Here is a 24,700-nt window from a genome sequence, read left to right on the forward strand (position 1 = left end):
CACAAGTCAGGCCAGTGCCATTGCGATGTCGTTACTGGGAATTTTGCGGTCGAAGGCCAGACTGGCCTCCACGTGTTGCAGGTGTTCGTCCATCAGGCGCACGGCCAGGTCTTCGTCTTGTGCGGCGAGTGCTTGTATCAATGCGTCGTGTTCTTCGCTGGAGTGCTCTGCTGCGCTGTCGGGCTGGTACATCAGGGTGATCAACGAGCAGCGAGACAGCAGTTCCACCATCATTTGCACCAGCACATCGTTGCCCAGCAGCTCGGTCATGCGGATGTGGAAGTCGCCCAGCAGCTCGGCGCGGTTGCTGTTGTCCTGGGTTTTGAGGGCGGATTTCTCCAGGGCCGAATGGTCGGTCAAGACCTTGAGTTTGGCTGGCGTCATGCTGCGGGCCAGGGAGCGGGTGATTTCCGCCTCCAGCATGCGGCGCACGGCAAATACTTGGCGAGCCTCTGCCACCGAAGGCGCGGCTACGAAGGCGCCACGGGCCGGCTCCAGGCGGATCAGGCCGTTTTGCGATAGCTGGAACAGGGCTTGCCTTACCAGGGTGCGCGAGACGCCGAAATGGTCGGCCAGCTTCTGCTCGGCCAGCTTGGTGCCTGGGTGCAGCCGGTGTTCCACAATGGCCTTGGTCAGTGCTTCGACGATCGTATGGGTGTTGGTGGTGCTTGCTTCCATGCATCCATAATAGCGGAATTACTGAACTGTATACACATCTGTTTTACGTTTTGAAACCGTTTATGTGGAGATACCTATGGGACTGAGCACACACGTTTTGGACACCATGCACGGCTGTCCGGCCGCCGGCATGGCGGTGGATTTGTATGCCACCCAGGGCGACAGCAGCACCTTGCTGCAGCGCCATGTCCTGAACCACGACGGCCGCACGAATGCGCCGCTGTTTGACAACAACGCACTACAGGTCGGCACCTACCGGCTGGTGTTTGATGTGGCGGCCTATTTTGCGGCGCGCGGCGTGGCACTGCCGGAACCGCAGTTTTTGAACAAGGTGAGCCTGGATTTCGGCGTGGCCGACACGGCGCAGCACTACCACGTGCCGCTGCTGGTCAGCCCCTGGAGCTATTCGACCTACCGGGGGAGCTGATAGGTTCTTAAGAGAAATAGGCCGCTGGCGCAGAATTTACCTGCGCTGGCAGCTATATTTTTTGTAGTGAACTTAGAGCTGGCCTTCGGTCAGCGTGTCCAGCTGGAACTGGCCGCTCTTGTCCCACAGCCAGGTATCGGTGTAGGTGACCTTGCCCATGCGGGAGGGAGGAGGGAAGGGGGCGGCAGCGCGCACGGTGCGCTCGATCTCGTCAATCACCTCTGGGGCATGTCTTGGCGCACGCATCCAGTGCAGGCCGGTCACCATGCCGTTGCGGTCCAGGTGCACTTCCAGCACGCCGATCGCGTACAGATTGGCTTGCAACTTGCCTTGGAAGATGCGTTCCGTATTGCGGTCATACAGGTGGCGGGCGGCATCGCGCCGGTAGTCGCGCGGGTTGGTGGCAACGGATATCTTGGGCGGCGCAGGCTGGGCCGGGCGAGGGGTGCTGGGCGCAGCGGTGTTGGGGGGCGACGGCGGGGTTGGCGTACCGGCTGGCTGCGGAGCTGGCGTGGAGTTGCAACCCGCGACCAAGGCCGCGGCGGCTGCGGACAGGCCGGCTAGTTTCAAACGCAGGTATTTGAGTTGTTTTTTCATTATTTTGAAGGCTTGGGGCAGCGCGTGCAGCCGTGCATACTGCACTCTTGGCCGGATTGCTTGCTGTGACACATATTGACGTTTTACTCCACCACTTGCAGTCCAAGGCTGCGGTGCTTATCTATGTAGAGTCTACCCAAGGCTCGGTGCCGCGTGAGTCCGGGACCTGGATGGCGGTGTTTGCCGACCATCTGGTGGGCACGATCGGTGGCGGCAATCTGGAGTTCCAGGCCATCGCTGAAGCCCGGGCGCGCTTGCAGGCTGGCGATGTTGCCGCAAAGACTTTGCGCTATCCCCTAGGCCCTAGCCTGGGCCAGTGCTGTGGTGGCGTGGTTTACCTGCGGTTTGAGTTCATTACGGCGGCGGATGCACCGCGTCTTCGTCAGCAGTGCGCCCAACAGCTCCGGCCCGTGGCCTTGTTTGGCGGCGGCCATGTGGGCCATGCCTTGGTGCAGGTGTTGTCTCGCCTGCCATTCCAGCTGAGCTGGATAGATAGCCGCGACGGCATTTTCCCTGCCGATCTGCCGGCCCATGTGCATTGTGAACACTCCGACCCGGTGCAAAAAGCCGTGCCCAACCTGCGACCTGGCAGCCAGGTGCTGATCATGAGCTTCAGCCATGCCGAAGACCTGGATATCGTGGCGGCTTGCCTGCAGCGCCAGCGCAGCCAGGGCGACCTACCGTTTATCGGCCTGATAGGCAGCAAGACCAAATGGGCCAGCTTTCGCCAGCGGCTGCAGGCCCGTGGGTTTAGCGATGCCGAACTGGCCCGGGTGACCTGCCCGATCGGTGTGCCGGGCATTGCGGGTAAGGAGCCCGAGGTGATCGCGGTTGCGGTTGCGGCACAGTTGTTGCAAAGCATTACTCCATAGAATCACAGGTTCAGGTCGCAGCGGTGCAAGGCTTTCTCTCACAGCTTTTGTTCGCGACCTCTTTTTGCCTACAGTGCCCGCAGTGGTAGGCAGAGAAACTACTGGCGCCCCGTGCGGGTGCCGTCAAGCGTGAGAGTGCATATGGAAAGTTATTACCTCGACTGGGCCAACCTGCTGCTGCGCTGGGTCCACGTCATCACCGCCATCGCCTGGATTGGCTCTTCCTTTTACTTTGTGTTTCTTGACAGCAGCCTGACGCCGCCGGTCGATGACGACCTCAAAAAACAGGGCGTCAGTGGCGAGCTGTGGGCCGTGCACGGCGGCGGTTTCTACCATCCGGTGAAGTTCGCCGGGGCGCCGCCGCAGCTGCCCAAGCATCTGCACTGGTTTTACTGGGAAAGTTATTCCACCTGGCTGACCGGCTTTTCGCTGTTCACCGTGTCCTATCTGTGGAATGCCAGCACCTACCTGATCGACAAGTCGCTGATGAACTGGTCGCCTGGCGCGGCGATCGGTGTTGCGCTATCGTTCCTGGTGGTGTTTTGGATGTTCTATGACAGCATCTGCCAGCTGTTTGGCAAGCGCAAGCATGGCGACGCCATCGTCGGTGCGCTGGTAGCGGTGTTGGTCTGCGTGGCAGCCTGGTTGGCCTGCCATTGGTTTGCCGGGCGGGCGGCCTTTCTGCTGGTGGGCGCGATGATCGCCACCACCATGAGCGCGAATGTATTTTTCTGGATCATCCCTGGCCAGCGCACCGTGGTGGCGGCCATCAAGGCCGGCCAGCCGGTGGACCCGATCCACGGCCAGCGCGGCAAGCAACGTAGCGTGCACAACACTTATTTCACGTTGCCGGTGCTGTTTGCCATGCTGAGCAACCACTACAGCTTTACCTACAGCCACCCGCAGAACTGGCTGGTGCTGGTGCTGATGATGTTCGCGGGCGCGGCCATCCGCCAGTTCTTCGTGATGCGCCACGGCTATCTGCTGGGCCGCAACCGCCATCCCATAGCGTATGCCCTGGTCGGCCTGGCGGTGATCGTGGGGGCGATTGCGTGGATGCGGCCTGCACCCGTGGATGCTATAAGTTCCGTAGCTGCTCCCGCAGGTAATACAAGCGCTGTAGCCACATTTCCTTATGAAAAGATACAGCCCGTGCTGGCGCAGCGCTGCTATATGTGCCACGGCCCCCAGGTGCAGATGAAGAATGTGCGTCTGGACTCACCGGCCGCCCTGCAGCAGCACGCACAGGCGGTGTACCAACAGGCGGTGGTGACGAAGATCATGCCGATGAACAACGCCACCGGCATCACCGATGCCGAGCGCGCAATGATTAAACAGTGGTTCGAATCGGGCGCCTCAACCCAGTAATCCAGTACAGCAATCGGTGGAGGAGCTGGCTGCCAGCTTATTCCACCGGCGTGTAGTGCAGGTGCATGACTTGCCAGTCCTGCGCCTGCTTGCGCCAGAGTTCGCTGAAGTACACGCTACCCAGACGTTCTTCGTCGATCAGCGTATGGCTTTGGCCGGATACCACGACGAATTCCCCATGGTTTTGCAGCGACAGGCTGGCGTCCTGCTTGCAGGCATTGCTGGGAAACCAACGGTCAGCCTGCACCGCACGGGAGATACCGTGCAATTGTTCCCATTTGGATTGCACTCCGGACGCATGCACTACGCAGAAGGAGTCGGCCTCCACACTGGCCATGAAGTCGGTGTCTCCTGCAAAGAAGGCCGCGTACCAGTTTTTACGTGTGTTGAGTAGGTCGATGTTGTCCATAGTTTCTTTTTGTGGGAGCCAGCGTTTCGAAAAAGGGGCTGATTATGCTGTGCTCGCAGCAGGCCCCGATGGGGCGACTTTGAAAAGGGCTTTGCAGTGCCTTCGCGCGGCGCTATTGCCTGCCCTGCTACCATTCTTGTATGTTAATGAAAACACCCGATGCTATGAATCCCACTGCGCTGGCTGATGCCCGAGACGGGGAAGGCACACCTGTATCCGTGAAAATTCGCGAACGGCTGAAGGCCGCGCGCAAGCGTTTCAACGCCAACGACAATATTTCCGAGTTCATCCAGCCGGGTGAGTTGGACGCCTTGCTGGATGAGGTCACCGTGCAAATGCAGGGTGTGCTGAATAGCATGGTGATCGATACCGAACACGACCACAATACCGAGAACACCGCCCGCCGTGTGGCCAAGATGTACCTGAAAGAGGTATTCAAGGGTCGTTATGTGGCGGCCCCCACCATCACCGAATTCCCTAACGCCGAGCATTTAAACGAGCTGATGATCGTCGGCCCGATCACCGTGCGCAGCGCCTGCTCGCACCATCTGTGCCCAGTCATGGGCCAGATCTGGATCGGAGTGCTGCCCAACGAGCACACCAATGTGATCGGTTTGTCGAAATATGCGCGCCTGGCCGAGTGGATCATGGGCCGCCCCCAGATCCAGGAAGAAGCCGTGGTGCAACTGGCCGATCTGATCCAGGAGAAGACCCAGCCGGACGGCCTGGCCATCGTGATGGAGGCCAGCCATTTCTGTATGGGCTGGCGCGGCGTGAAAGATGTGGACAGTAAGATGATCAACTCGGTCATGCGCGGTGCTTTCCTGAAGGACTCCAGTCTGCGCCGTGAATTCCTGTCTCTCCTCCCCAGAAAGGGCTAACACCATGCTTGTACGCTTGCTCTACGCCAGCCGCGCCCTGGATACCAGCCCTGCTGCGATTGAGGCCATCCTTGCGCAGTCGCGTCAATACAACCCGACCTGCGGCATCACCGGCATTCTTTGCTATGGCGGCGGTATCTTCCTGCAGGCCATTGAAGGCGGGCGTATGCCGGTCAATGAGCTGTACGGCCATATCCAGCGCGATGCACGCCATAAAGACGTGGCGCTGCTGCATTTTGAAGAGATTTCCGAGCGCCGCTTTGGTGGCTGGACCATGGGCCAGGTGAATATCCAGCGGCTGAACCAGTCCATTCTCTTGAAATACGCAGAAAAGCCAGAGCTGGACCCGTATTCCGTGTCGGGCAAAGTTTCGTTGGCCCTGCTGGAAGAGCTGATGGCCACCGCATCGATTGTGGGCCGCGTCTAGACGCCTTCTAGTACTTGCTGCAGCTTAGGGCATGGGCTCTCCTGCGCTGCTGGGCTGTGACTTTTCCAGTAGTCCGACCCGGCATAAAAATATTGTGCTGGCCTGGGGCCACCATGCAGATGGATGCGTGGTGTTGACCCGGCTGGAGCGTTTATCTTCCCTGTCTGATTTTGCTGCCGTACTGGCCCAGCCCCAGGCCTGGGTCGGTGCATTCGATTTACCCTTTGGCCTGCCCCGCGAGCTGGTTGAAACCCTGGGTTGGCCGCTGCGCTGGCTGGACTGCATACGCCATTTTTCCGGCCTGGACCGGGCCCAGGTCCGGTCGCAGTTTGCGGCTTTTTGCGATGCCCGCCCGGCAGGCGGTAAGTTCGCCCACCGCGGCTGTGATTTTGCGGCTGGCTCCAGTCCGTCAATGAAGTGGGTGAACCCACCGGTTGCCTATATGTTGCATGCGGGCGTTCCCTTGTTGCTGGATGCCGGGGTGGATTTCCCAGGTCTGTATTCTGGTGACCCCCGACGCGCGGCCTTGGAGGCCTACCCCGGTTTGCTGGCGCGCCGGGTGCTGGACGGCTGGCAGCCGAGTGCCTTTGGCGTTGGACGGCGCAGTTATAAAAGCGATGACAAAGCCAAGCAAACGCCAGAGCGTCTGCAGGCGCGCCAAGACCTGGTGCAGGCTCTGGAATCGGGGCAGGGCGCCCATGGTGCGGTAGGTCTGGGGTTGCGTTTGGGTATCAATGCCGACCAGCGCAAAAGCTTGGTGGACGATGCCAGTGGCGATGCCCTGGATGCCGTGCTGTGCATGCTGCAGGCCGGGTGGGCCGCTGAGCAGCATGCAGCAGGTGTTGCCCGCTACGGCTTGCCCATTGACATGGACCCGCTGGAGGGGTGGATCATCACGGTCTGAGACGCTGCGTGCTCAAGCCTTGCTGAATTCCGTGGGGCTGATTACCGTTTCATCAAGCTTGCGTGCCAATTCGGACATCGCCAGCGCAGCGGGGCAACCCGGCGTGTTGACCAGCAGCAGCTGGCGTCGCATCACGGCTTCACGCACCGCCAGGTCGGCGGGAATGTCGCCTACGTGGATCAGGCGTACCGAGCGCCCGGTGCCGGTGGTTACAAAGCGGTCCAGCACCTGCTGCAGCTGGGTGGTGATGGCTCGGCCATCGCCGGCACGCGCCGTCTGGTTGATGATCATGCGCACATGCTGGCGCTTTTGCTGGGTGGCCAGCACCTTGATGGCTGCATATGCGTCGGTAAGCGACGTGGGTTCTGGAGTGGCCACCACCAGTACTTCGGACGCCAGGGAGACCGAGAACAGCACCACATCCGAGATGCCTGCGCCGGTGTCCAGCAGCAGCACGTCATAACGCGGCACCAGGCTGCGCACTACCTGCAGGAATTCGTCACGGACCTCTGGTGTCAGGCGTGAATACTCCACCATGCCTGAGCCGGCCAGCAGTACCGAGAAGCCGCCTGGTGCCTTGATGATGGCCTCGTCCAGCGTCGCCTTGCCGGTAAACACGTCATGCAGCGTGATCTTCGGGTGCAGGTTCAGCACCACATCCAGATTGGCCAAGCCCAAATCTGCATCCAGCACCAGTACACGGTGGCCGCGCTTGGCCAATGCCGCAGCCAGATTGGCCGAGACAAAGGTTTTCCCTACACCGCCTTTTCCACTGGTGATGGCCAATACCTTGGCGCCGGCGCCTGCCGGAGTGGTCGAGGTTGTTGTATTGTTGTTACTCACGGCTTACCTTTGTGTAGCGCCATCAGAGGTGGCGCTAGACGACATTTCAACCCATGCCGGCTCGATGGCAGACAGGTGACCAAACAACAGATTTTTTTCTTCCGCGCTGACATTGCTTTCCGGTGGGGGCTCCAGGCATAGGCGGTTACGCCCGGTAGTTTTGGCTAAATAAAGTTGCTGGTCCGCCCGCTCCGTCCAGAGTTCGCTGGTAGACCGTATCCATTGCAGTGCAAATGCGCCACCGATGCTGATCGTAACCTTCAGATCGAGTCCGGGGGAGATTGGTATCACGGTATTTTCCACAGCCCTGCGTATGCGTTCGGCCACTACGTGGCCAAAGCTTGGTTGGCAAGATGGCAATATGACCACGAACTCTTCACCGCCAAAGCGTGCCAGCGTGTCCATGGGGCGCACACAGGTCTGCAAGGTTTTGGCAATCACCCGCAGGACTTCGTCGCCGGCGGCGTGGCCATAGGTATCGTTCACCTTTTTGAAATGGTCAATGTCGATCATCAACAGCAGGGCTTCTTCGCCTGAGCGTGCCACACGGTCCACCTCGGAGGCCAGCACGGCATTAAAGTGGCGGCGATTGGACAGACCCGTGAGTGGGTCGCGCAGGGACAGATCGCACAAGCTGTCCAGGATATTTTGCAGGTACGCTGTGGGGTCGGCCACATCGGGTGCAGGCAGCTCTATCTGGAGCAGGGCGCAGGCCGGCTCCAGATGCAAACCGTGCAAATCGATGGAAAGTGAGGTTGCCGGTGCAGACACAAAAGTACCAATCAGTAGTGCAGAAAGTTTAACAGTAAGGTCATAAAAAGCGGTACTTGTGCAATGCAGCCCTTGATTGCGGTGCTACCCGGTGTCAGATCACGAAGTCTTGCAGCTCCTTTTGCAAAGCGATGAGCGCATCTTGGTCGGTGCGGTGTAGTTGTAACAGCTCCGGTGTGGATGTTACAGGGGGGAGCTCTCCGGCACGACGTAAAACTTGTTCGACCGGTAATTTCATTCCGCTTATGTGCAAGGTGATGCCTCGTTGCGCCAGGGTCTGGCGCAGCTTGCCAAAGGTTTCCACGCCTGTGGCATCGATGCGGTTGATGGGTTGTGCAAACAGGCAGACCTGGCGTGTTCCGGGATGTTGCGCCAGATGTTCCATCAGCGTGCGCTCCAACGCACTGGCGGACGCGAAGTCGAGCTCGGCATCCATGCGCAGTGCATAGGTATCAGGTGCCAGCATCGGTAGTTGCCACAAGTGGCGATCCCGCAGGCTGCCATCCGGGTGCAGCCCGATCTCGATGATGCGAGGGTGCAGCCGGTGGTACAGAAAATGGGACAAGCCTATCAGCAGCCCGGCCAGCACACCCCAGTACAGCCGGGGCGCGGTTGCCAGGGTCAGCACAAAGGTGGTGGCGCAGGTCAGGGCTTCCACCGGTGCTGCGCGCCAGATGCGGCGCAATTCGGCCGGCTGCAGTAGGCTGGACACGGCGGCCACCACCACGGCTGCCAACACGGCCTGGGGCACGTGGTAGAGCAAGGGTGTCAGCCACAACAGCACCAGCAGCACCAGCAGTACCGAGAAAATCGTTGCCCAGCCGGTCTTGGCGCCGGCATAGAGGTTGATGGCCGAGCGCGAAAACGAGGAGCTGGTGGGAAACGCACCGCACAGGCCCGATGCGATTTTGGCCATACCCTGGCCGATCAAATCCTGGTTCTCGTTCCAGCGCTTGCCGCTGCGCTGGCTGTCCACCTTGGCGCTAGAGGCGGTTTCCAGAAAACTGATCAACGTCAGCACCAGAGTAGGGAGGGCCAGACTGCCTAGCTCGGACCAGCCCAGCATGGCGGGCCATTGCAAGGAGGGCAGGCCTGCGGGCAGGTGGCCAACGACCGCGCCGCCATGGTCGGCAAAACCCAGTTGGGCACTCAGCGCAGCACTGGCGACGACCAGCAGCATCAAGGTGGGAAACTTGGGCAGCCAGCGCTTGCCCATGGCTAGAACTGCCCAGGCACCGAGGCCAAAGGCTGCAGCCTGCAGGTCCATCGCGGGCTGTTGCAACAAGCTGGACAGAGAGCCGCGCAGGCCCAACAACGCAGGCAATTGAGACAGCAGAATCAGTACGGCTGCAGCCTGGGTGAAACCTGTCAAGACCGGTGCGCTGACCAGGTTCAGCAGCCAACCAAAGCGTCCCAGACCTAGCAATACTTGCAGAAGGCCGCATAGCAGAGCCAGCCAGACGGCCAATTTCACCCATTGGGCGCTGCCCGGCTCGGCCATGCCTAGCAGCGCGCTGCCCACCAGCAGTGCACTCAGGGCCGTAGGACCTACGGATAAGCGGGTCGATGAACTCCACAGCACGGCAACCAAAGCCGGCAGCATGGAGGCGTAAATGCCGGTGACTAGCGGCATACCTGCCAGCGCGGCATAGGCGACGCCCTGGGGGATGAGCATCATGCCTACGGTCAAGCCCGCCCAGAGTTCGCCCACCAGCGTGCTGCGATCAGGTCGGGGCCAGGCCAGGAAGGGAAACCAGCGCTGTAGTCGTGCCGCAGTATTCATTGGCAATGTGGGGCGAAGATGTGGAACTTTTTCAGCGCTCTCCGCATATATTGCCTGGGCTTCTAGCTATGAAAATAGGAGTATACGGGTCAGGATATATGCCGCTGACCGCAGACGCTGCAGCCTGGATCACGGGGAATGCGAATTTCATTCCAGGCCATGCTGCGGGCATCCAGCATTTGCAGCCGGCCTGCCAGGGAGCTGCCTGCGCCGCTCAGCAGTTTGATGGCCTCGGTGGCCTGCATGGCACCAATGATGCCGACCAGTGGTGCCAGCACACCCATGACTGCGCACCGGGTTTCCTCGAAATCCTCACTGGGTGGGAAGACACAGGCATAGCAAGGCGATAGCGGCGAACGTGGGTCGAATACGCTGATTTGTCCGTCCATGCGGATGGCGGCGCCTGACACCAGTGGTTTGCCGTGGCGCACGCAGGCGGCGTTGATGGCGTGCCGGGTGGCAAAGTTGTCGCAGCAGTCCACCACCACATCCGCATCCGCCACCAGGCGGTCCAGCAGCTCGGCATCGGCACGGGCCTGGATGGGGTTGATCTGGATTTCAGGATTGATGGCTTCCATGGACTGGCGGGCCGAGTCCACCTTGGCGCTACCGACACGCTCGAGCGTATGGGCGATTTGCCGCTGCAGGTTGGTCAGGTCTACCGTGTCGTGGTCCACCAGACTGATCTGGCCAACGCCTGCGGTTGCCAGGTAGAGGGCAACGGGTGAGCCCAGTCCGCCCGCGCCAATCACCAGCGCCCGGGACGCCAGCAGGCGCTCCTGGCCTTCAATCCCGATGTCGTCCAGCAGGATGTGGCGTGAATAGCGTAGAAGTTGCTCGTCGTTCATGCGGCAATTGTCGTGGACAAAGAAAAATGCCCCGTAAGCCGGGGCATTGTGTGGGGGCTGAGGAGCTTAATTCTCTTTTTTCTCTTCTGCGCGTTCTGTTTGTGTTTTGCTGACCAGCACTGGCCGGCCTTTCAGCTGATTGATGGCCTGGATCAGCTGGAAGTCCTTGTCGCTGCCGAACTCGGGAGCTGGCTTGCGCTCAGGAATCGGCTTGAGTGCCTCGGCTTCCAGTCGCTTGCGGGCTTCCTCGCGGGCTTTTTCACGGGCTTCGTCTTTCTTCTCTTCACCTTGGCCGCTGTTCAGGTGCTTGTCCAAATCGGCTTCGCGCATGCGCAGGGCCGCGTAGGGGCTGCCTTCTTCGGAGTCGTCCACCATCACGTCCGGCACGATGCCTTTGGCCTGGATGGACTTGCCGCTAGGCGTGTAGTAGCGTGCGGTAGTCAGCTTCAGGCCGGTGTCTGGCCCCAGGGGGCGCACGGTTTGCACCGAGCCTTTGCCAAAGGTCTGGCTGCCCATCAGGGTGCCGCGCTTGTAGTCCTGCAGGGCGCCGGCCACGATTTCGCTGGCCGAAGCCGAGCCTTCGTTTACCAGCACCACCAGCGGCACGGTTTTCAGGGCTGCGGGTAGGTGGGCGAGGGGGTCGGCGCCACGGCGCTGGTAAAACTCGGGCGAGGCTTTGTAGGTGAACTTGCTGTCTGCCAACTGGCCGTTGGTGGACACCACGGTCACGTTTTCAGGCAAGAAGGCGGCCGACACTGCGACCGCGGCATCCAGCAGGCCACCGGGGTCGTTGCGCAAATCCAGTACCAGTCCCTTGAGCTTGGGTTCCTGTTTGTAGATGTCTTCGATCTTGCGGGCGAAGTCTTCTACCGTACGGTCTTGGAACTGGCTCAGGCGGATCCAGGCATAGCCGGGCTCGACCACCTTGGCACGTACCGATTGGGTGCGGATTTCTTCGCGGGTGATGGTGACAGGGAAGCTGCGGTTTTCATCCTTGCGGAAGATCGTCAGGCTGACCTTGGTATTGGGCTCACCGCGCATGCGCTTGACGGCTTCGTTCAAGGCCAGGCCTTTGACCGCCGTGTCGTCGATCTTGGTGATCAGGTCATTGGGCTTCAGGCCGGCACGGAAGGCCGGCGAGCCTTCGATGGGTGAAACCACCTTGACCAAGCCGTCTTCCTGGGTGATTTCGATGCCCACACCGACAAAGCGGCCGGTTGTGCCTTCGCGGAATTCCTTGAAAGACTTTTTGTCAAAGTACTGCGAATGGGGGTCCAGGCTGGCAACCATGCCGGAGATGGCATCGCTGATCAGCTTTTTCTCGTCCACCGGCTCCACATAGTCTGTTTTGACCATGCCGAAGACCGCAGCCAGTTGTTGCAGCTCTTCCAGCGGCAGTGGCGCCATCGCGCCCCGCGCAACAGTTTGCAGCGAGACCGTGGTTAAGGCCCCGGCGATAGCACCGGCGGCAACCCAGCCGGTAATTTTGAGTTTCTGGCCCATAAGCATCTTTCAAGTCGCTGTCAATATACACGTTGATATCCGTTTGTACGGATACGTTCCATGTAAACCTTTTTGAAGCCTATTTCTTTTGGCCTTGGGCCGCAACGGCAGCCGCTGCCTTGGCTGCGGCTTCGGCATCGCCCAGGTAGTAGTGGCGAATGGGTTTCAGGTCGGCGTCCAGTTCGTACACCAGGGGGATGCCGTTGGGGATGTTCAGGCCCACGATATCGTCGTCGGAGATGTTGTCCAGGTACTTGATCAGCGCACGGATGGAGTTGCCATGCGCGGCCAGTACCACGCGTTTGCCCGCCTTGATGGCTGGGGCCATGGATTCGTTCCAGAAGGGTAGCACGCGGGCGACCGTGTCTTTCAGGCACTCGGTCAGCGGAATTTGTTCGGGCGACTGCTTGGCGTAGCGGATGTCGCCGCGCTCGCTGCGTGGATCGGTGGCTTCCAGCGCCGGTGGCGGCGTGTCGTAGCTGCGGCGCCAGACCAGCACCTGGTCATCGCCGTACTGCTTGGCGGTTTCGGCTTTGTTCAGGCCTTGCAGCGCGCCGTAATGGCGTTCGTTCAGGCGCCAGCTGTGCACCACGGGTAGCCAGGTGCGGTCCATCTGGTCCAGGCAGTGCCACAGGGTGTGCGTGGCGCGCTTGAGCACGCTGGTGTAGGCCACGTCGAACTCGTAGCCATCGGCCTTTAGCAGGCGGCCGGATTGCTTGGCTTGCTCGATGCCGGTTTCGGTCAGGGGCACATCGGTCCAGCCCGTGAAGCGGTTTTCAAGATTCCAGGTGGATTCGCCGTGGCGGATCAGAACGAGTTTGTACATGTGGCGTGTAGGCAGGTTGTATTTAAATAGCGTCCCAAGCGATCGCTACCCCGCCATTCTAAAATCGCCGGTTCGGGCAAGTCCCGGTTAACCCCAAATAAAGGTGCAAAGTGAAGTTTTTACTGGATAACTGGATGTTGATAGCGGTGGCGGTGGCCTCCGGTGCGGGCTTGTTGTGGCCGGTCCTGGCCAATGGCGCCAAAGCTGGAACCCTGACGGCCAACGGTGCTGTGCAGCGCATCAACCGCGAAAAAGCCGTGGTGGTGGACGTGAGCGAAGCCGAAGAGTTCGCTGCCGGCCATGTGGGCGGTGCCAAGAACGTTCCTTTGGCCCAGCTGGAAGACAAGCTCACCAGCACGGTGAAGAACAAGAGCCTGCCCTTGATCCTGGTATGCGCCACAGGCGCGCGCGCCAACCGCGCCCTGGCTGTGGCCAAGAAGCTGGGCTATGAGCAGGCCGAAGTGCTCAGCGGCGGCCTGAAGGCCTGGAAAGAAGCCAATCTGCCGATTGAAAAGTCCTGATACGGCCTTAAATAAAGTTTTGTGTTTTTGCCGAAAGTAACTGCCCATGCAAGTTGTGAAGATGTACACCACCGCTGTTTGCCCGTATTGCATACGCGCCAAGCAAATCCTTAAGAGCAAGGGTGTGGAGTCGATTGACGAGATCCGCATAGACCAACTGCCGGATGCGCGGGCGACCATGATGGAAATCACCGGCCGCCGCACCGTGCCGCAGATCTTTATCGGTGATACCCACGTGGGTGGTTGTGATGACCTGGTGGCGCTGGATGGCAGGGGTGGCTTGCTGCCCTTGCTGAACGCGGCGTGAAGCGTCATCCCGATCGGCAATAATCCGTCTGCTTTTTAGCCCGCCGAGCTGTTTTGGCGGGCTTTGTTTTTGATTCGAATTGAAAGAATTACATGTCCGAGCAACAAGATCCCGTATTCCAAATCCAGCGCGTTTACCTGAAAGAGGCTTCGCTGGAGCAGCCCAATTCCCCCGGCATACTGCTGGACCCGGCCCAGCCTTCGGTGGAAATCCAACTCGGTGTGGAAGCCAACCCTGTGGCCGACGGCATTTTTGAAGTGGCTGTGACCGCCACCGTACAAACCAAGATTGCTGAAAAAACCGTGTTCCTGGTGGAAGCCAAGCAAGCCGGTATTTTTGAAATCCGCAATATGTCGCAAGAGCAGATGGGCCCGATCATCGGTATTGCCTGCCCGCAAATCGTCTACCCCTACCTGCGCGGCAACGTGGCCGACCTAGTGCAGCGCGCGGGCTTCCCGCAAGTGCATCTGGCGGAAATCAATTTCCAGGCTATGTACGAACAGCAGCAAGCCAATGCCGCTGCTGCCTCGGCCGAAGCGCCCACTGCCACGCTGCAGTAAGCCCATAGCCCAGCCTGCCATGAAAATTGTCGTGCTGGGCGCGGGTGCGTGGGGTACGGCGCTGGCCATCAGCGCCGCCCAAAACCCGTCTGCGCACCACGCCGTCACGCTGTGGGCGCGCGATCCGCAACAGGTGACGGCCATGCAGGCCGATCGCTGCAATGCCCGGTATCTGCCGGGCATTCGCTTTCCGGATGCGCTGCAACTCTGCTCCTCCACCGTAGAAGACCTGGCCAGCCTGCTTGCCGGGCACGACCTGGTGATCGTCGGCACGCCCATGTCGGGCCTGCGTTCCATGCTGGGCTTGGTGGCCGCGTGCGCTGCGCCGGTCGCCTGGCTGTGCAAGGGTTTCGAGCCACCGGGTTCCAAGTCTTTTGGGCTGCTAGCGCACGAAATACGTGCGCAGGTAGCTACTGAATTAATAGCAAAAAATCCGCAATGGCAGGACGCCGGCTACGGCGTTCTGAGCGGTCCCAGCTTTGCCCAGGAAGTGGCGCGGGGCCAGCCCACGGCGCTGGTGGCTGCCAGCCACCAGGCCCACGTGCGTGATGCCTTGGTGACGGCATTCCATAGCCCGGCGCTGCGCGTGTACGCCAGCGACGATGTGGCCGGTGTGGAGGTTGGCGGCGCGGTGAAGAACGTGCTGGCGATCGCCACCGGCCTGTGTGATGGCCTGCACCTGGGCCTGAATGCGCGGGCCGCCCTGGTCACACGGGGCCTGGCCGAGATGACGCGCCTGGGCCTGGCCTTGGGTGCCAAGGCCGAGACCTTTATGGGTTTGTCCGGCCTGGGCGATCTGGTGCTCACCGCTACAGGAGACCTTAGCCGCAACCGCCAAGTGGGTTTGCTGTTGGCCCAGGGCCACAGTCTGGAGCAGGCAGTGGCTTCTTTGGGCCACGTGGCCGAGGGCGTGTACAGCGCCCGCACGGTGCTGCAACGCGCCCAGGCCCTGGGTGTGGATATGCCGATTACCGAGGGCGTGGTGGCCTTGCTGGACGGACGTATGCGCCCGGCTGACGTGGTCTCCGCTCTGATGGGGCGGGACCCGGTCGCGGAACTGCCCTGAGCGGGCTGACAAGCGTGTAAGAAAAAACCTTACACGCGCCCTTGAAAGCCTGACATGCGGGATGGCTCTACCCCGACTTAATTTTTGATTGGGGGGTATTCACAATCCATTTCAACGGATCGGGAAGAAGCAATTTGCGACAAGCAATATGCGGCCTGAACTGGGCTTGAACGGGGTCAGCCCCAAAGGACATCACCATGAACAGCGAACAGATCATTGCCGAAATCCGCGAGGCCAATCTGACGTACCTCATGCTGGCGCAAAGCCTGATTCGGCAGGACAAGGCCGAGGCCTTGTTCCGCTTGGGCATCAATGAAGAAGCCGCCGACATCCTCGGCGCATTGTCGGCAGCACAAATATTGAAACTGGCCTCGGGCAATATGCTGCTGTGCCACTTCCGCGTGGAAGACAGCCTGGTGTGGAGCTTGTTGACCAATCACGACATCAAGAAGGTGGGCAACTCGGCCACCAACATCTTGCATGCCAATATCTTGATGGCTGGCCGCGTGGCCGAAGTCCTGTAAGGAGCGCACCATGGCAACCAAACCCGTCAAGAGCGTGCTGCAGGATTCCCAGCAAATAGAACGTGCCGCGATGCTGATCCGCATGGGCGCACGCATGCAGGTGCTGGAGTCGGAGACCGACCTGTCCTACGAGCGCCTGCTGCGCCTGTACAAGGAAGTGTCGGGCAAGTCGCCAAGCAAAGGCCAATTGCCGTTCTCCACCGACTGGTTTTTGTCGTGGCAAGAAAACATCCATTCGTCGCTGTTTCTCAACATCTACGAATATCTGTCCAAGAGCGTGGACCTGGACTCGATCGACACGTTGACCAAGGCCTACCGCCTGTACAGCGAGCAGATCCTGGCCGCCGAGATCGACCCGCTGCTGTCCTTTACCCGCGCCTGGCGCCTGGTGAAGTTTGTCGATGCGAACATGCTGAACATGACGCAGTGCAGCGGTTGCGGTGGCAAGTTCGTCACCGAGCTGTATGAGAACCCCCGCCAGTATGTGTGCGGCCTGTGCAGCCCACCGGCACGTGCCGGCAAGTGCAAGGGTGAACGCACACTGATGCTGCACTAAGGCAACAGGCCCTTAGCAGCTGCTTCTTACTTCGTCAGCGCGTCCAGTTGGCGCAGGCTGGTCACCGTGCGTAGGCAGGCCTGGGCCACTTCCACACCCTTGTGTACGAAGTGGTCGCTGAAGAACTGCTGGTGCTCGGCACCGGCATGGAAGTGGTGCGGTGTCAGCACGGCAGAGAACACTGGCACACCGGTTTCCAACTGCACCGACATCAGGCCCTGGATCACCGCAGTGGCCACGAATTCATGGCGGTAAATACCGCCGTCCACCACAAGCCCAGCGGCCACGATGGCATCGAACTGGCCAGACTGGGCCAGCTTCTTGGCGTGCAGCGGAATCTCGAAAGCACCGGGCAGTTCAATCACGGTAATGGATTCACGGGCAACGCCGTGGCGGGCCATTTCAGCCAGAAAGCCGTCGCGCGCCTGGTTGACGATGTCGGCGTGCCAGGTGGCTTGAACGAAGGCAACGCGGATGTTGCCGGAGAATTTTGCGGTCGTGGTCATAGGGCTTCAACACATTAAAAGTTTCCAAACCCAGGACGCACGCGCACCCGCCCAGCCAAGCGCCGCGCACGGCACAAGGCTGCAAGGGACGCGTTCTCTTGCATCCGGACTATGACCGTCGGCTTCGGAATCAAACCGAAATCTGCTGACCCTGCGGATGTTTGCCATCTGCAGGCGCTCGCGGGCTTGTGCATTGCTGCCATTACCGCCGGTGGGGAATTTCACCCCGCCCTGAGAACGCTGCTGCGCACCAACAAGTGCGCACCCTGTAAGTGTAAATGCAGATGCATATACCTTTCCCGCATCTGGATATATGAAAAACAAGGCTGTAGCGTTGGTAGTAGCTGCGCAAGAGGCTATCAAAAAGAGAGCGCTGGCGACAGGCTTGTCACACCGTACTGGGCAGGTCGGCGCAGCTGATGCGGTTGCGCCCCGCGTGTTTGGACTGGTACAGGCCGGTGTCGGCACGGGCCAGCAGGCTGTCCAGCGTGTCTTCGGGCTGCAGAGTGGCCACGCCGAAGCTGGCTGTGACGGTCAGGCTTGCGCCGTGGGCCAGGGCCATGGGCAGGGTGGCCAGAGCTACGCGCAAGCGCTCGGCCAGGGCCACGGCGTTCTGTGGATCGGTGTTGGGCATGAGGATGGCGAATTCTTCGCCACCCAGCCGGCCCACCACATCCTGTTGACGCACCAGGTTGCGGCAGGTGGTGCCCAGTCCGCGTAGCACCTGGTCGCCCACGGCATGGCCGTGGCGGTCGTTGATTTGCTTGAAGTGGTCCACGTCCAGCATCACTATGGACAGCGGGTGTTCGTAGCGGCGGGCCCGGGCCAGCTCTGCCTCGGTGCATTCCATGAAGTGGCTGCGGCTGGCCATACCGGTCAGGCTGTCGGTGGAGGCAATCTGGCGCAGGGTGGTTTCCATGGACTTGCGCTCGGTGATGTCGATCACGGTCGATAGCACGCAGGCGTGGCCGTCGTAGGTGATGGGCACCATGGACACCAGGGCCCAGACCTCTGGGTTCTCGGGCGAGCCCAGGCAGACTTCAAAGTCGCGCAGCGCACCATCGCGCTGGTACTGGGCCAACATCCGCACGCGGTCTTCAGGGTTGCGGTACAGGCTGTAAGGCGCATGGCCCATCAGGGCGTCTGCCGGCATGCCGGCCAGCTCGGCCGCGCGCTCGTTGACATAGACAAATACGTTGTCCGACAGGCGGGTTACCGTCATCGGTAGCGGGGCATTGCGCAGAATGCTCAGGGTGCGGGCCTCGCTCTCGCGTAGCGCACGGGTGCGCTCGGCTACGCGTTGCTCCAGCGTGTCGGCCAGGCCACGCAGCTCGGCTACCAGGCGGGCGTTGTCGATGGCGTTGACCACATTGCCCGAGAGCAGCTCCAGAAACTGTATGCGCTCTGGCGAGAAGGCACCGCTGACCGCAGCATTTTCCAGATACAGCGCACCCATGGTCTTACCCTGGCGCAGCAGTGGCATGCATAGCACCGAGTGCGCCAGGTGGCTGCTGAAATACGGCAGGCGTTGCCAGGCCGGGGTACTACTGGCGTCGTGCACCACCACGGGCTGGCCGGTGCTGAGTACGGTGCGCAATATTTCCAGGGGCAGGCGGTGGCCGGCGTCTTCCAGTGCCAGGTCTTCCAGCACGCTGGCGCTGTCGGCGGCACTGCTGTCGGTTTGCAGCTGCCAGCGGCGGTGGTCGCCGAGCACGATGGCGGCGCGGCTGGCGCCGGCATTTTCACGCAGCACATGGACCAGGCGCGTGAGCAGTTCGTCCAGGGCGCTTTCAGCGGTGATGGCTTGTACGCTTTTCATCAGCGTGGACAGGTCCAGCGCGCTGGCGGGCACCGCCAGCACGGTATCGGTGGCATCGTGCACCGGCGGGGCGATGGGTGCAGGCTGTGGGTGGGCTCGGTCCAGTTGCTCTACCAGGGCATGTGCGCCCCAACGTAGAAATATGGCGCGCGCCTCGGCCCGGGCGGCCTGGGCCTGCAGCGATTGGCCGGCGCGGGCCAGGGCCCGGCTGTGGTAACTGTGGACCAGGCCCAGCAGGAACAGGTTGTGGAGCTGTTGCGCTGCTTGCAGGGCGGCTTGGAATTCGGCCTCCTGGGCGGGTAGGCCCGCATCTTCGGGCAGCAGATGGGCTTGCAGCAGATGCTGCAGCGGCCGCACATCTGTGCAGGTCTGCGCCCACAGGCTGAGCCGGGCTAGTGCTGCCTGGCAGCGCGCGGACGTGGCTTCGTCGGCTGCAGCGCAGTCCAGGGCGGCCATGGCGCTGAAGAAGACGCAGAACGGCACCACCACCATGCCGCGCCCGGCGGGGAACAGCTTTTGGGCCGCGTCGCCAGCGGCCAGCGCGGCTTCGGGTTGGCCGGCCAGCGCATGCAGCATGCAGCGCCAGGCCTGTAGGAACATGGTGCCGGTCTGGTCGGCGCGCGCGGTGTAAGTCTGCTCCAGCTGCTGGGCAGAAAACTGCGGTGTTTCCAGCGGCTGCTCTGCGAAGCGGGGCTGGTGCAGCGCCTGCAGGGTGGCGCGCAGCGCGGCCAGGTAGTCGTGTGCTACCGGCTGGCGGATGCGGCGCAGCGTGGCGGCATGCTGTTCCTGCTCGGTGCTCAGGTCGGCCAGTGGCATGCCGGACAGGAAGGCGTGGTAGTCGTGCACATACATGGACAGGCCCGCATGGCGCAGGCTGCCGGTTTCCAGGCCGTCGCGGTGCACCTCCATCAGGGCCGGCAGGCCGCTGGAAATGCCCTCTATCCAATGGCGCAAAAAGGAGTTGAAGGAGAAGCCCGCATGCGCATGCACGTGGCGCCAGCCGTGCTGCTCCAGCAGCTCCATGGAGACGCGGCCCAACTGGTAGCCAAAGCGGTAGTCCTGCAGAAATTCAGCCACCATCAGGCCCATGACCGAATAGGCCGACATTGCGCCGGGTGCATGGCCGTGGGCCACCATCAGACGTACCTGCAGCACAGTCAGCAGCGGCAGCAGCGCGGGCCGGGCGATGTAGGCGGCGGCGGTCATCTTGGCGATCACGCTGAGTTGTTGCAGGTACAGCGGCTCGGTCATGGCGGGGCGGGCGGCCAGGGCCCCGAAGCCCAGGGTCTGGATGGTGTCGCGCATGGCGGCCACCAGCGCCATGGCTTCTGCTGGTGTGGCGGCCGCGGGTGGCTCGGTACCCAGCAGGCGTAGCACGGCCAGGCCCAGCTCCAGGGTTTCGTCCAGCCGGCCGGAGGCGTAAAAGGATTCGATGCGTACGTCCAGCAGGCTGGCGTGGTCGCTGGGCGCCGTGGTGTGCGCCAGGCCGGCGCTGATCCAGCGGTCCATGGCCTCGCTGTCGCCCTTGAGCGCGGCCATGCGGGCGGCGTGCACATGCAGGGCCAGGGTGGCGACCGGGTCTTGCTGCCAATGTGCGTCGCCATACAGCGCAATGGCCTGGGCGGCATAGTCGGCGGCCAGGTCGAAGGAGGCGGCGTCGCGAGCCAGGTGGCTAGCGCGGGCATTGAAGCCTGCCAGCTGCAGGCGCTCGGCGGCGTCGTGCAGCAGGGCCTGGCCCTGGTTGAGATGGTTGACGACGGCAAAGTCGGGTTGCTGGCGCTGGCTGCTGTCGCGCAGCAGGCGGCCTATGCGCAGGTGCAGCGCAGGGCGCTGGTCGGCACTGGTCAGCAGATAAGCGGCTTCCTGCACCCGGTCATGCACGAAGGACAGCTCTACATGCACGCCCTGGCTCTCGTGGGCTTGCAGCATGCTGATCCATTTGTAGCGCACGTCCTGCGGCACCAGCAGCCCGGCATGCAAGGCGGGAGCCAGGGCGCGCAGCACGGCGTGTTCGTTGCTTTCGCAGGCCTGGCTCAGCGTGTTTAGCGCAAACCGGCTGCCCAGGCAGGCGGCGGTGGTCAGCAGGGTGCCAGTGTCGGGTGGCAGGCGGCGCAACTGCTCCAGCATTAGGCCGACCACGTTGTCGGCAATGCGTTCGCCCTGGATGTGTTCTTCGGACCAGCGCCAGCAGGGGCCGCTGCGGTCCAGCCAGATGAGGCGGCGGCGGTACAGGTCTTCCAGGAAGCGCGCCAGGAAGAACGGGTTGCCCCCGGTTTTGGCCATGCACAGGCTGGCCAGTGCCTGTACTTGCGCCACGGGCTGGTGCAGGCTGTCGGCCAGCAACTGGGCAACGTCATCCACCTGCAGCGGGCCCACGGCCAGGGCGGTATGGCGGCCGCCGTTGTCGGCCAGGGCGGCCAGGTCTTGCAGTAGCGGGTGGCCGGCGGGCACTTCGTCGGCGCGGTAGGCGCCTATCAGCAGCAGGTGCTGCAGGCCTTCGTCCAGCGCCAGCTCACGCAGCAGGCGGCGGGACACGCGGTCGGCCCACTGCAGGTCGTCAATGAACACCACCAGAGGGGCATCGGCGCGGGACAGGGCGGCAAAGCACAGCTGCATGCTGCGCAGAAAGCGGTTTTCTGCTTCGGTGGGGCCCAGCGGCACCGGCGGCAGCAGATCATCGCCCAGCAGCAGGCCTAGCTCCGGCAGGGCTGCGTGGGCGACAGCTGTGTTTGGGCCCAATTGCTGCAGCAGGGCGTCGCGCCACAGGCTTTGCTCCGCCGCTGGCAGGGCCAACACCTGGCGCACGCGCTGCTCCAGCGCTTGCAGAAATGCCGCGCAGGGCGTGTGCTGGCTGAACTGGTTGAATTTGCCGCTGACCATATGGCCACGGTGGCCCAGCAGGCTGCGCTGTACCTCGTGCACCAGGGCGGTCTTGCCTATGCCGGACACACCGGCGACGGTGATGACCTGGGCACTGCCGCTGGCCGCTGCTTCGAAGGCAGCCAGCATGCGCTGTACGTCTTGCGCGCGACCATACAGCCGACCGGAAACCTGGAAGCGCTCGGATAAATCGCCCTGCGCCAGCACCAGGGCGTCGCGTAAGTGCGGGGTCTGCAGGTGCTGCAGTATGTGTTGCAGGTCGCGTCGCAGCACCGGGTGGCTTTGGAAGCGGGCCTCGGGTTCCTTTGCCAGCAGACGCTCCAGCAGGGCTGCCAATACCGGGGGCGCGTCGGGCCGCAACGGCAGCAACGGGGGCGGGGTGCGCGCCAGGTGGGCGTGCACGGCCTCTACTGGGTCGGCGGTGTGGCCAAACGGCGGGGTGCCGGTGAGCAGCTCGAACAGCGTGGCACCCAGAGCGTAGAAGTCGGCGCGGTAGTCCAGGTCGCGGTTCATGCGGCCGGTCTGCTCGGGCGCCATGTAGGCCAGCGTGCCCTCCAGCTCGCGCAGGTTGGCGGTTTGGGTGCGTTCCACCGACATGTCGGCGGCAATGCCGAAGTCGATCAGCTTTATCGTGGCTTGGCCGGGCGCGCTGCCCAGCCTGGCGATGATGTTGCCCGGACCTATGTCCTTGTGCAGTATGTCGCGCACATGGATGGCCTCCAGCGCGTCCACTAACGCCAGGGCGATGTGCAGCGCGTCTGCCACCGGCAGAGTGCCTTGCTGCAGCAGGCTGCGCAGGGAGACGGCGTTGTCATCGGCCATGGCGAGAAAGAGCATGCCGCCATGGCTGTCCAACGTCTCGGCGCTGACCACATGCGGGTGCGTGACACGGCGCGACAGCTCGAATTCACGGCGAAAGCGGGCCACGTCGCCTGGCTCCAGCCGGGCCTGGCGCAAAAACTTGACGACTTTGGGCTGGCCAGCCTGCAAGCAACGCAGCACCAGGGAGCGCCGGCCTTGGTACACCGTTTCCAGCACGGTGTAGCTACCGAAGCTGGCACCCGGCTGGGCGAAGGCGGGCATGGGCTGATCGTCATGAGCGCCGTCTGAGGTGGTGTTCTGAAGCGAATGGGCGGGCATGCAAGGCGTGGTCATCGCTTTACATGATAGTGGTTCGCAAAGTGCCTGACATTACGCCAGAGGGGCTAATTTTCTATAAATAAACGAGGTTTTGCGCAGTTTTTATCTGCCTGGGTAGTTACTTATTTGATAGCGCAAGTGACGTGCTGTTTGTGCTGAAGTGTTGTGTGTTTGGCAATTTGTATGAAACCGGCCTCTGGCGCAGATAAATCCTGCGCTAGCAGCTATGAAAACCATAGTGATCAGTGCAGGGCGTTCAGCCAGGCTGCGTGGTAGCCCTGCAGTTCGTCCAGCGCATTCGGCGCATTCAGCGCGTATCGGGGCGCGGCTTGCAGGCTGTGCGCCGTGGCAGGCGCGGGCCAGCGGCTCAGCATCCAGGCGCCGCGTGCCGTGCCTTCCATGGCATCGGTGCTGGCCTGGCACTGGTGGCCGGGCAACAAGGCCTGCAGCAGGCCCAGGTATAGAGGGTTGTGCGCCAGCGGGCCTTCCACGACCACGGTGGCAGTGGCGCTGGCCGGGCGCAGCTGCAACACCAGCCAGACGGTGATTTGGGCACAGTACAGGGCCGCCAGGGCCGAACGTTGGCTTGGGGGCAGCACTTGCAAGGCGATAGTCTTGCCGCCCCGCAGTACTTGCCCTGCGCGGTGCATGAACGGGCCGCCCTGCGGCGCAAAGCTGGGCAGGGCAACGGTGTGGCTGTGCAGCAACTGCTGCACGTCATCCAGCGTGCCCAGGTCGGGCGGCGCGCCGTCCAGGATGGCGGCAAATTCGCGGCCGCCCATGAAGCGGGCGGTGGGCGTAGCCTGGCCCAGCACGTTGACGTTGCACAGCATGTCGCATTCCGCGCGTAGCGTGGCCGTGGGGGCGTCGGGTGCCATCAGTACCGTCCAGGTGCCGGACGACACCACGGTCAGGTCCTGCGTGCTGGACAGGTAGCGCGCCAGGCAGGCATTGCTGTCATGCACACCTGCGTGGACCTCGCAGGCCAGGGGCAAGCCCAATGCCTCGGCCAGGGCCGGGCGCACCGTACCCAATACCTGCCAGGCCGGGGCCAGCGGGGCGAACAGTGCCGCCCAGCCCTGCGATTGGGCCAGGGCGGAATAGCCCTGCTTGTCGGGTATCCACAGCTGGGTGTGGCAGCCCAGGGACGATACCTCGCTGGCGGCCACGCCGCTGAGCCACCAGGCCCAATACTGCGGGTAGGGCAGCAGGGTGCGGGTACGGGCCCAGGCGTCTGGGTGGGTGTGTTGCAGCCAGTAGAGCTGGCGGGCCGCGTTCAGGCCCATGGGCAGGTCGGGCGACAGCGTGGCCTCGAAGGCATCGCGCTGGCTTTGGTAGGCCTGGTGTAGCGGGCTGGTCTGGCCCGCGTAGCCGTCGAATTCATAGTCCAGTGCGGGCCAGGCCAGGCCGCTGTCGTCCAGTGCGACAAACGCTGCGCCGTGGGTGCAGGGAATCACGCGTGCGCAGCGCCGGGTCAGTGGTGACGCGGCCAGGGTGGAGCACATCCAGTCGGTCAGGCCGCCGATGTCCAGCGCGGTATAGCCCAGAGTCGTCATTACCGGCGCGTTCTTGCGGCCGTGTTGCTCCAGCACTTCGCCGCTGTCGTTGACCAGCAGCAGTTTGGCGTGGCTCTTGCCTATGTCTATGACCAGGGTCAGGTCCAGAGTCGTGTCCTGCATGGGCA

General features: G+C 62.2%; 24 protein-coding genes and 1 riboswitch. Of the genes, 12 read left to right on the forward strand and 12 right to left on the reverse strand.

Features of this window, described 5'->3' with window-relative positions:
* Positions 1–6: 6 nt before the first annotated feature.
* Positions 7–678 carry a GntR family transcriptional regulator gene (locus AC07VY_RS05190; protein WP_495074578.1) on the reverse strand — a complete coding sequence of 224 codons (672 nt, stop codon included), beginning with the start codon at positions 676–678 and terminating at the stop codon, positions 7–9.
* Between the two features lie 76 nt (positions 679–754).
* Between AC07VY_RS05190 and uraH the strand changes: the two genes are divergently transcribed.
* A complete protein-coding gene (gene uraH / locus AC07VY_RS05195) occupies positions 755–1,105 on the forward strand; it encodes a hydroxyisourate hydrolase (RefSeq protein WP_495096495.1) in 351 nt (116 codons plus the stop codon).
* Positions 1,106–1,177: 72 nt separating this feature from the next.
* Here uraH and AC07VY_RS05200 read toward each other — a convergent pair whose 3' ends face one another.
* Positions 1,178–1,702, reverse strand: a complete 525-nt coding sequence (locus AC07VY_RS05200) for a hypothetical protein (protein WP_495096494.1) — start codon at positions 1,700–1,702, stop codon at positions 1,178–1,180.
* Between the two features lie 65 nt (positions 1,703–1,767).
* Between AC07VY_RS05200 and xdhC the strand changes: the two genes are divergently transcribed.
* Together xdhC and AC07VY_RS05210 are read left to right on the forward strand one after the other, a co-directional pair.
* A complete protein-coding gene (xdhC, locus tag AC07VY_RS05205) occupies positions 1,768–2,574 on the forward strand; it encodes a xanthine dehydrogenase accessory protein XdhC (protein ID WP_495096493.1) in 807 nt (268 codons plus the stop codon).
* A 141-nt stretch (positions 2,575–2,715) separates the two neighbouring features.
* Entirely contained in the window at positions 2,716–3,942 is a 1,227-nt protein-coding gene (locus tag AC07VY_RS05210; protein ID WP_495096492.1) for a urate hydroxylase PuuD, read from the forward strand.
* A 37-nt stretch (positions 3,943–3,979) separates the two neighbouring features.
* On the opposite strand, the gene AC07VY_RS05215 is transcribed toward AC07VY_RS05210, so the two are convergent.
* Positions 3,980–4,351: a nuclear transport factor 2 family protein gene (locus AC07VY_RS05215; protein ID WP_495096491.1), complete on the reverse strand. Its 372-nt coding sequence runs from the start codon at positions 4,349–4,351 to the stop codon at positions 3,980–3,982.
* 140 nt (positions 4,352–4,491) lie between these two features.
* Between AC07VY_RS05215 and folE the strand changes: the two genes are divergently transcribed.
* The 3 genes from folE to AC07VY_RS05230 are packed head-to-tail and all read left to right on the forward strand — an operon-like array spanning position 4,492 to position 6,563.
* Positions 4,492–5,232, forward strand: coding sequence for a GTP cyclohydrolase I (folE, locus tag AC07VY_RS05220; RefSeq protein WP_495074572.1), 741 nt, complete (start codon positions 4,492–4,494; stop codon positions 5,230–5,232).
* 4 nt (positions 5,233–5,236) lie between these two features.
* Positions 5,237–5,659, forward strand: coding sequence for a BLUF domain-containing protein (locus AC07VY_RS05225; protein WP_490593039.1), 423 nt, complete (start codon positions 5,237–5,239; stop codon positions 5,657–5,659).
* A gap of 31 nt (positions 5,660–5,690) precedes the next feature.
* On the forward strand, positions 5,691–6,563 hold the full coding sequence (locus AC07VY_RS05230; protein ID WP_495096490.1) for a DUF429 domain-containing protein: 873 nt from the start codon (positions 5,691–5,693) through the stop codon (positions 6,561–6,563).
* Between the two features lie 12 nt (positions 6,564–6,575).
* Here AC07VY_RS05230 and AC07VY_RS05235 read toward each other — a convergent pair whose 3' ends face one another.
* From AC07VY_RS05235 to gpmA, 6 genes are all read right to left on the reverse strand, one after another.
* Positions 6,576–7,406 (reverse strand): MinD/ParA family protein, encoded by an 831-nt coding sequence (locus AC07VY_RS05235; protein WP_495074570.1) that lies wholly within the window; start codon positions 7,404–7,406, stop codon positions 6,576–6,578.
* Between the two features lie 3 nt (positions 7,407–7,409).
* Positions 7,410–8,177, reverse strand: a complete 768-nt coding sequence (locus AC07VY_RS05240) for a GGDEF domain-containing protein (protein WP_495074569.1) — start codon at positions 8,175–8,177, stop codon at positions 7,410–7,412.
* Positions 8,178–8,271: 94 nt separating this feature from the next.
* Entirely contained in the window at positions 8,272–9,960 is a 1,689-nt protein-coding gene (locus tag AC07VY_RS05245) for a SulP family inorganic anion transporter (RefSeq protein WP_495096489.1), read from the reverse strand.
* 89 nt (positions 9,961–10,049) lie between these two features.
* Complete coding sequence (locus tag AC07VY_RS05250; protein ID WP_495096488.1) at positions 10,050–10,808, reverse strand: HesA/MoeB/ThiF family protein; 759 nt, start codon at positions 10,806–10,808, stop codon at positions 10,050–10,052.
* Positions 10,809–10,874: 66 nt separating this feature from the next.
* Positions 10,875–12,311 carry a S41 family peptidase gene (locus tag AC07VY_RS05255; RefSeq protein WP_495074566.1) on the reverse strand — a complete coding sequence of 479 codons (1,437 nt, stop codon included), beginning with the start codon at positions 12,309–12,311 and terminating at the stop codon, positions 10,875–10,877.
* 79 nt (positions 12,312–12,390) lie between these two features.
* Complete coding sequence (gene gpmA / locus AC07VY_RS05260) at positions 12,391–13,137, reverse strand: 2,3-diphosphoglycerate-dependent phosphoglycerate mutase (protein ID WP_495074565.1); 747 nt, start codon at positions 13,135–13,137, stop codon at positions 12,391–12,393.
* A gap of 110 nt (positions 13,138–13,247) precedes the next feature.
* Here gpmA and AC07VY_RS05265 point away from each other — a divergent pair, with 110 nt between their 5' ends.
* From AC07VY_RS05265 to flhC, 6 genes are all read left to right on the forward strand, one after another.
* On the forward strand, positions 13,248–13,658 hold the full coding sequence (locus AC07VY_RS05265; RefSeq protein ID WP_495096487.1) for a rhodanese-like domain-containing protein: 411 nt from the start codon (positions 13,248–13,250) through the stop codon (positions 13,656–13,658).
* Positions 13,659–13,704: 46 nt separating this feature from the next.
* On the forward strand, positions 13,705–13,965 hold the full coding sequence (gene grxC / locus AC07VY_RS05270; protein WP_495074563.1) for a glutaredoxin 3: 261 nt from the start codon (positions 13,705–13,707) through the stop codon (positions 13,963–13,965).
* Between the two features lie 92 nt (positions 13,966–14,057).
* Positions 14,058–14,525, forward strand: a complete 468-nt coding sequence (gene secB, locus AC07VY_RS05275; protein WP_495074562.1) for a protein-export chaperone SecB — start codon at positions 14,058–14,060, stop codon at positions 14,523–14,525.
* Between the two features lie 19 nt (positions 14,526–14,544).
* Complete coding sequence (locus AC07VY_RS05280; RefSeq protein WP_495096486.1) at positions 14,545–15,591, forward strand: NAD(P)H-dependent glycerol-3-phosphate dehydrogenase; 1,047 nt, start codon at positions 14,545–14,547, stop codon at positions 15,589–15,591.
* Between the two features lie 197 nt (positions 15,592–15,788).
* The gene (gene flhD, locus AC07VY_RS05285; protein ID WP_490593027.1) at positions 15,789–16,115 is read left to right on the forward strand and encodes a flagellar transcriptional regulator FlhD; all 327 of its coding nucleotides are present in this window, start codon (positions 15,789–15,791) and stop codon (positions 16,113–16,115) included.
* A 10-nt stretch (positions 16,116–16,125) separates the two neighbouring features.
* Positions 16,126–16,671, forward strand: a complete 546-nt coding sequence (gene flhC / locus AC07VY_RS05290) for a flagellar transcriptional regulator FlhC (protein WP_490593026.1) — start codon at positions 16,126–16,128, stop codon at positions 16,669–16,671.
* A gap of 26 nt (positions 16,672–16,697) precedes the next feature.
* Here the strand turns inward: flhC and AC07VY_RS05295 are convergent, their stop codons facing one another.
* From AC07VY_RS05295 to AC07VY_RS05305, 3 genes are all read right to left on the reverse strand, one after another.
* Positions 16,698–17,177 carry a 6,7-dimethyl-8-ribityllumazine synthase gene (locus AC07VY_RS05295; RefSeq protein WP_495096485.1) on the reverse strand — a complete coding sequence of 160 codons (480 nt, stop codon included), beginning with the start codon at positions 17,175–17,177 and terminating at the stop codon, positions 16,698–16,700.
* Positions 17,178–17,265: 88 nt separating this feature from the next.
* Positions 17,266–17,420: riboswitch (FMN riboswitch) on the reverse strand.
* A 145-nt stretch (positions 17,421–17,565) separates the two neighbouring features.
* Positions 17,566–22,959 carry a diguanylate cyclase gene (locus AC07VY_RS05300; RefSeq protein WP_495096484.1) on the reverse strand — a complete coding sequence of 1,798 codons (5,394 nt, stop codon included), beginning with the start codon at positions 22,957–22,959 and terminating at the stop codon, positions 17,566–17,568.
* Positions 22,960–23,258: 299 nt separating this feature from the next.
* Complete coding sequence (locus tag AC07VY_RS05305; protein WP_495096483.1) at positions 23,259–24,695, reverse strand: FGGY-family carbohydrate kinase; 1,437 nt, start codon at positions 24,693–24,695, stop codon at positions 23,259–23,261.
* Positions 24,696–24,700 lie beyond the last annotated feature (5 nt).

This window comes from Rhodoferax sp. GW821-FHT02C08 (assembly GCF_059421805.1).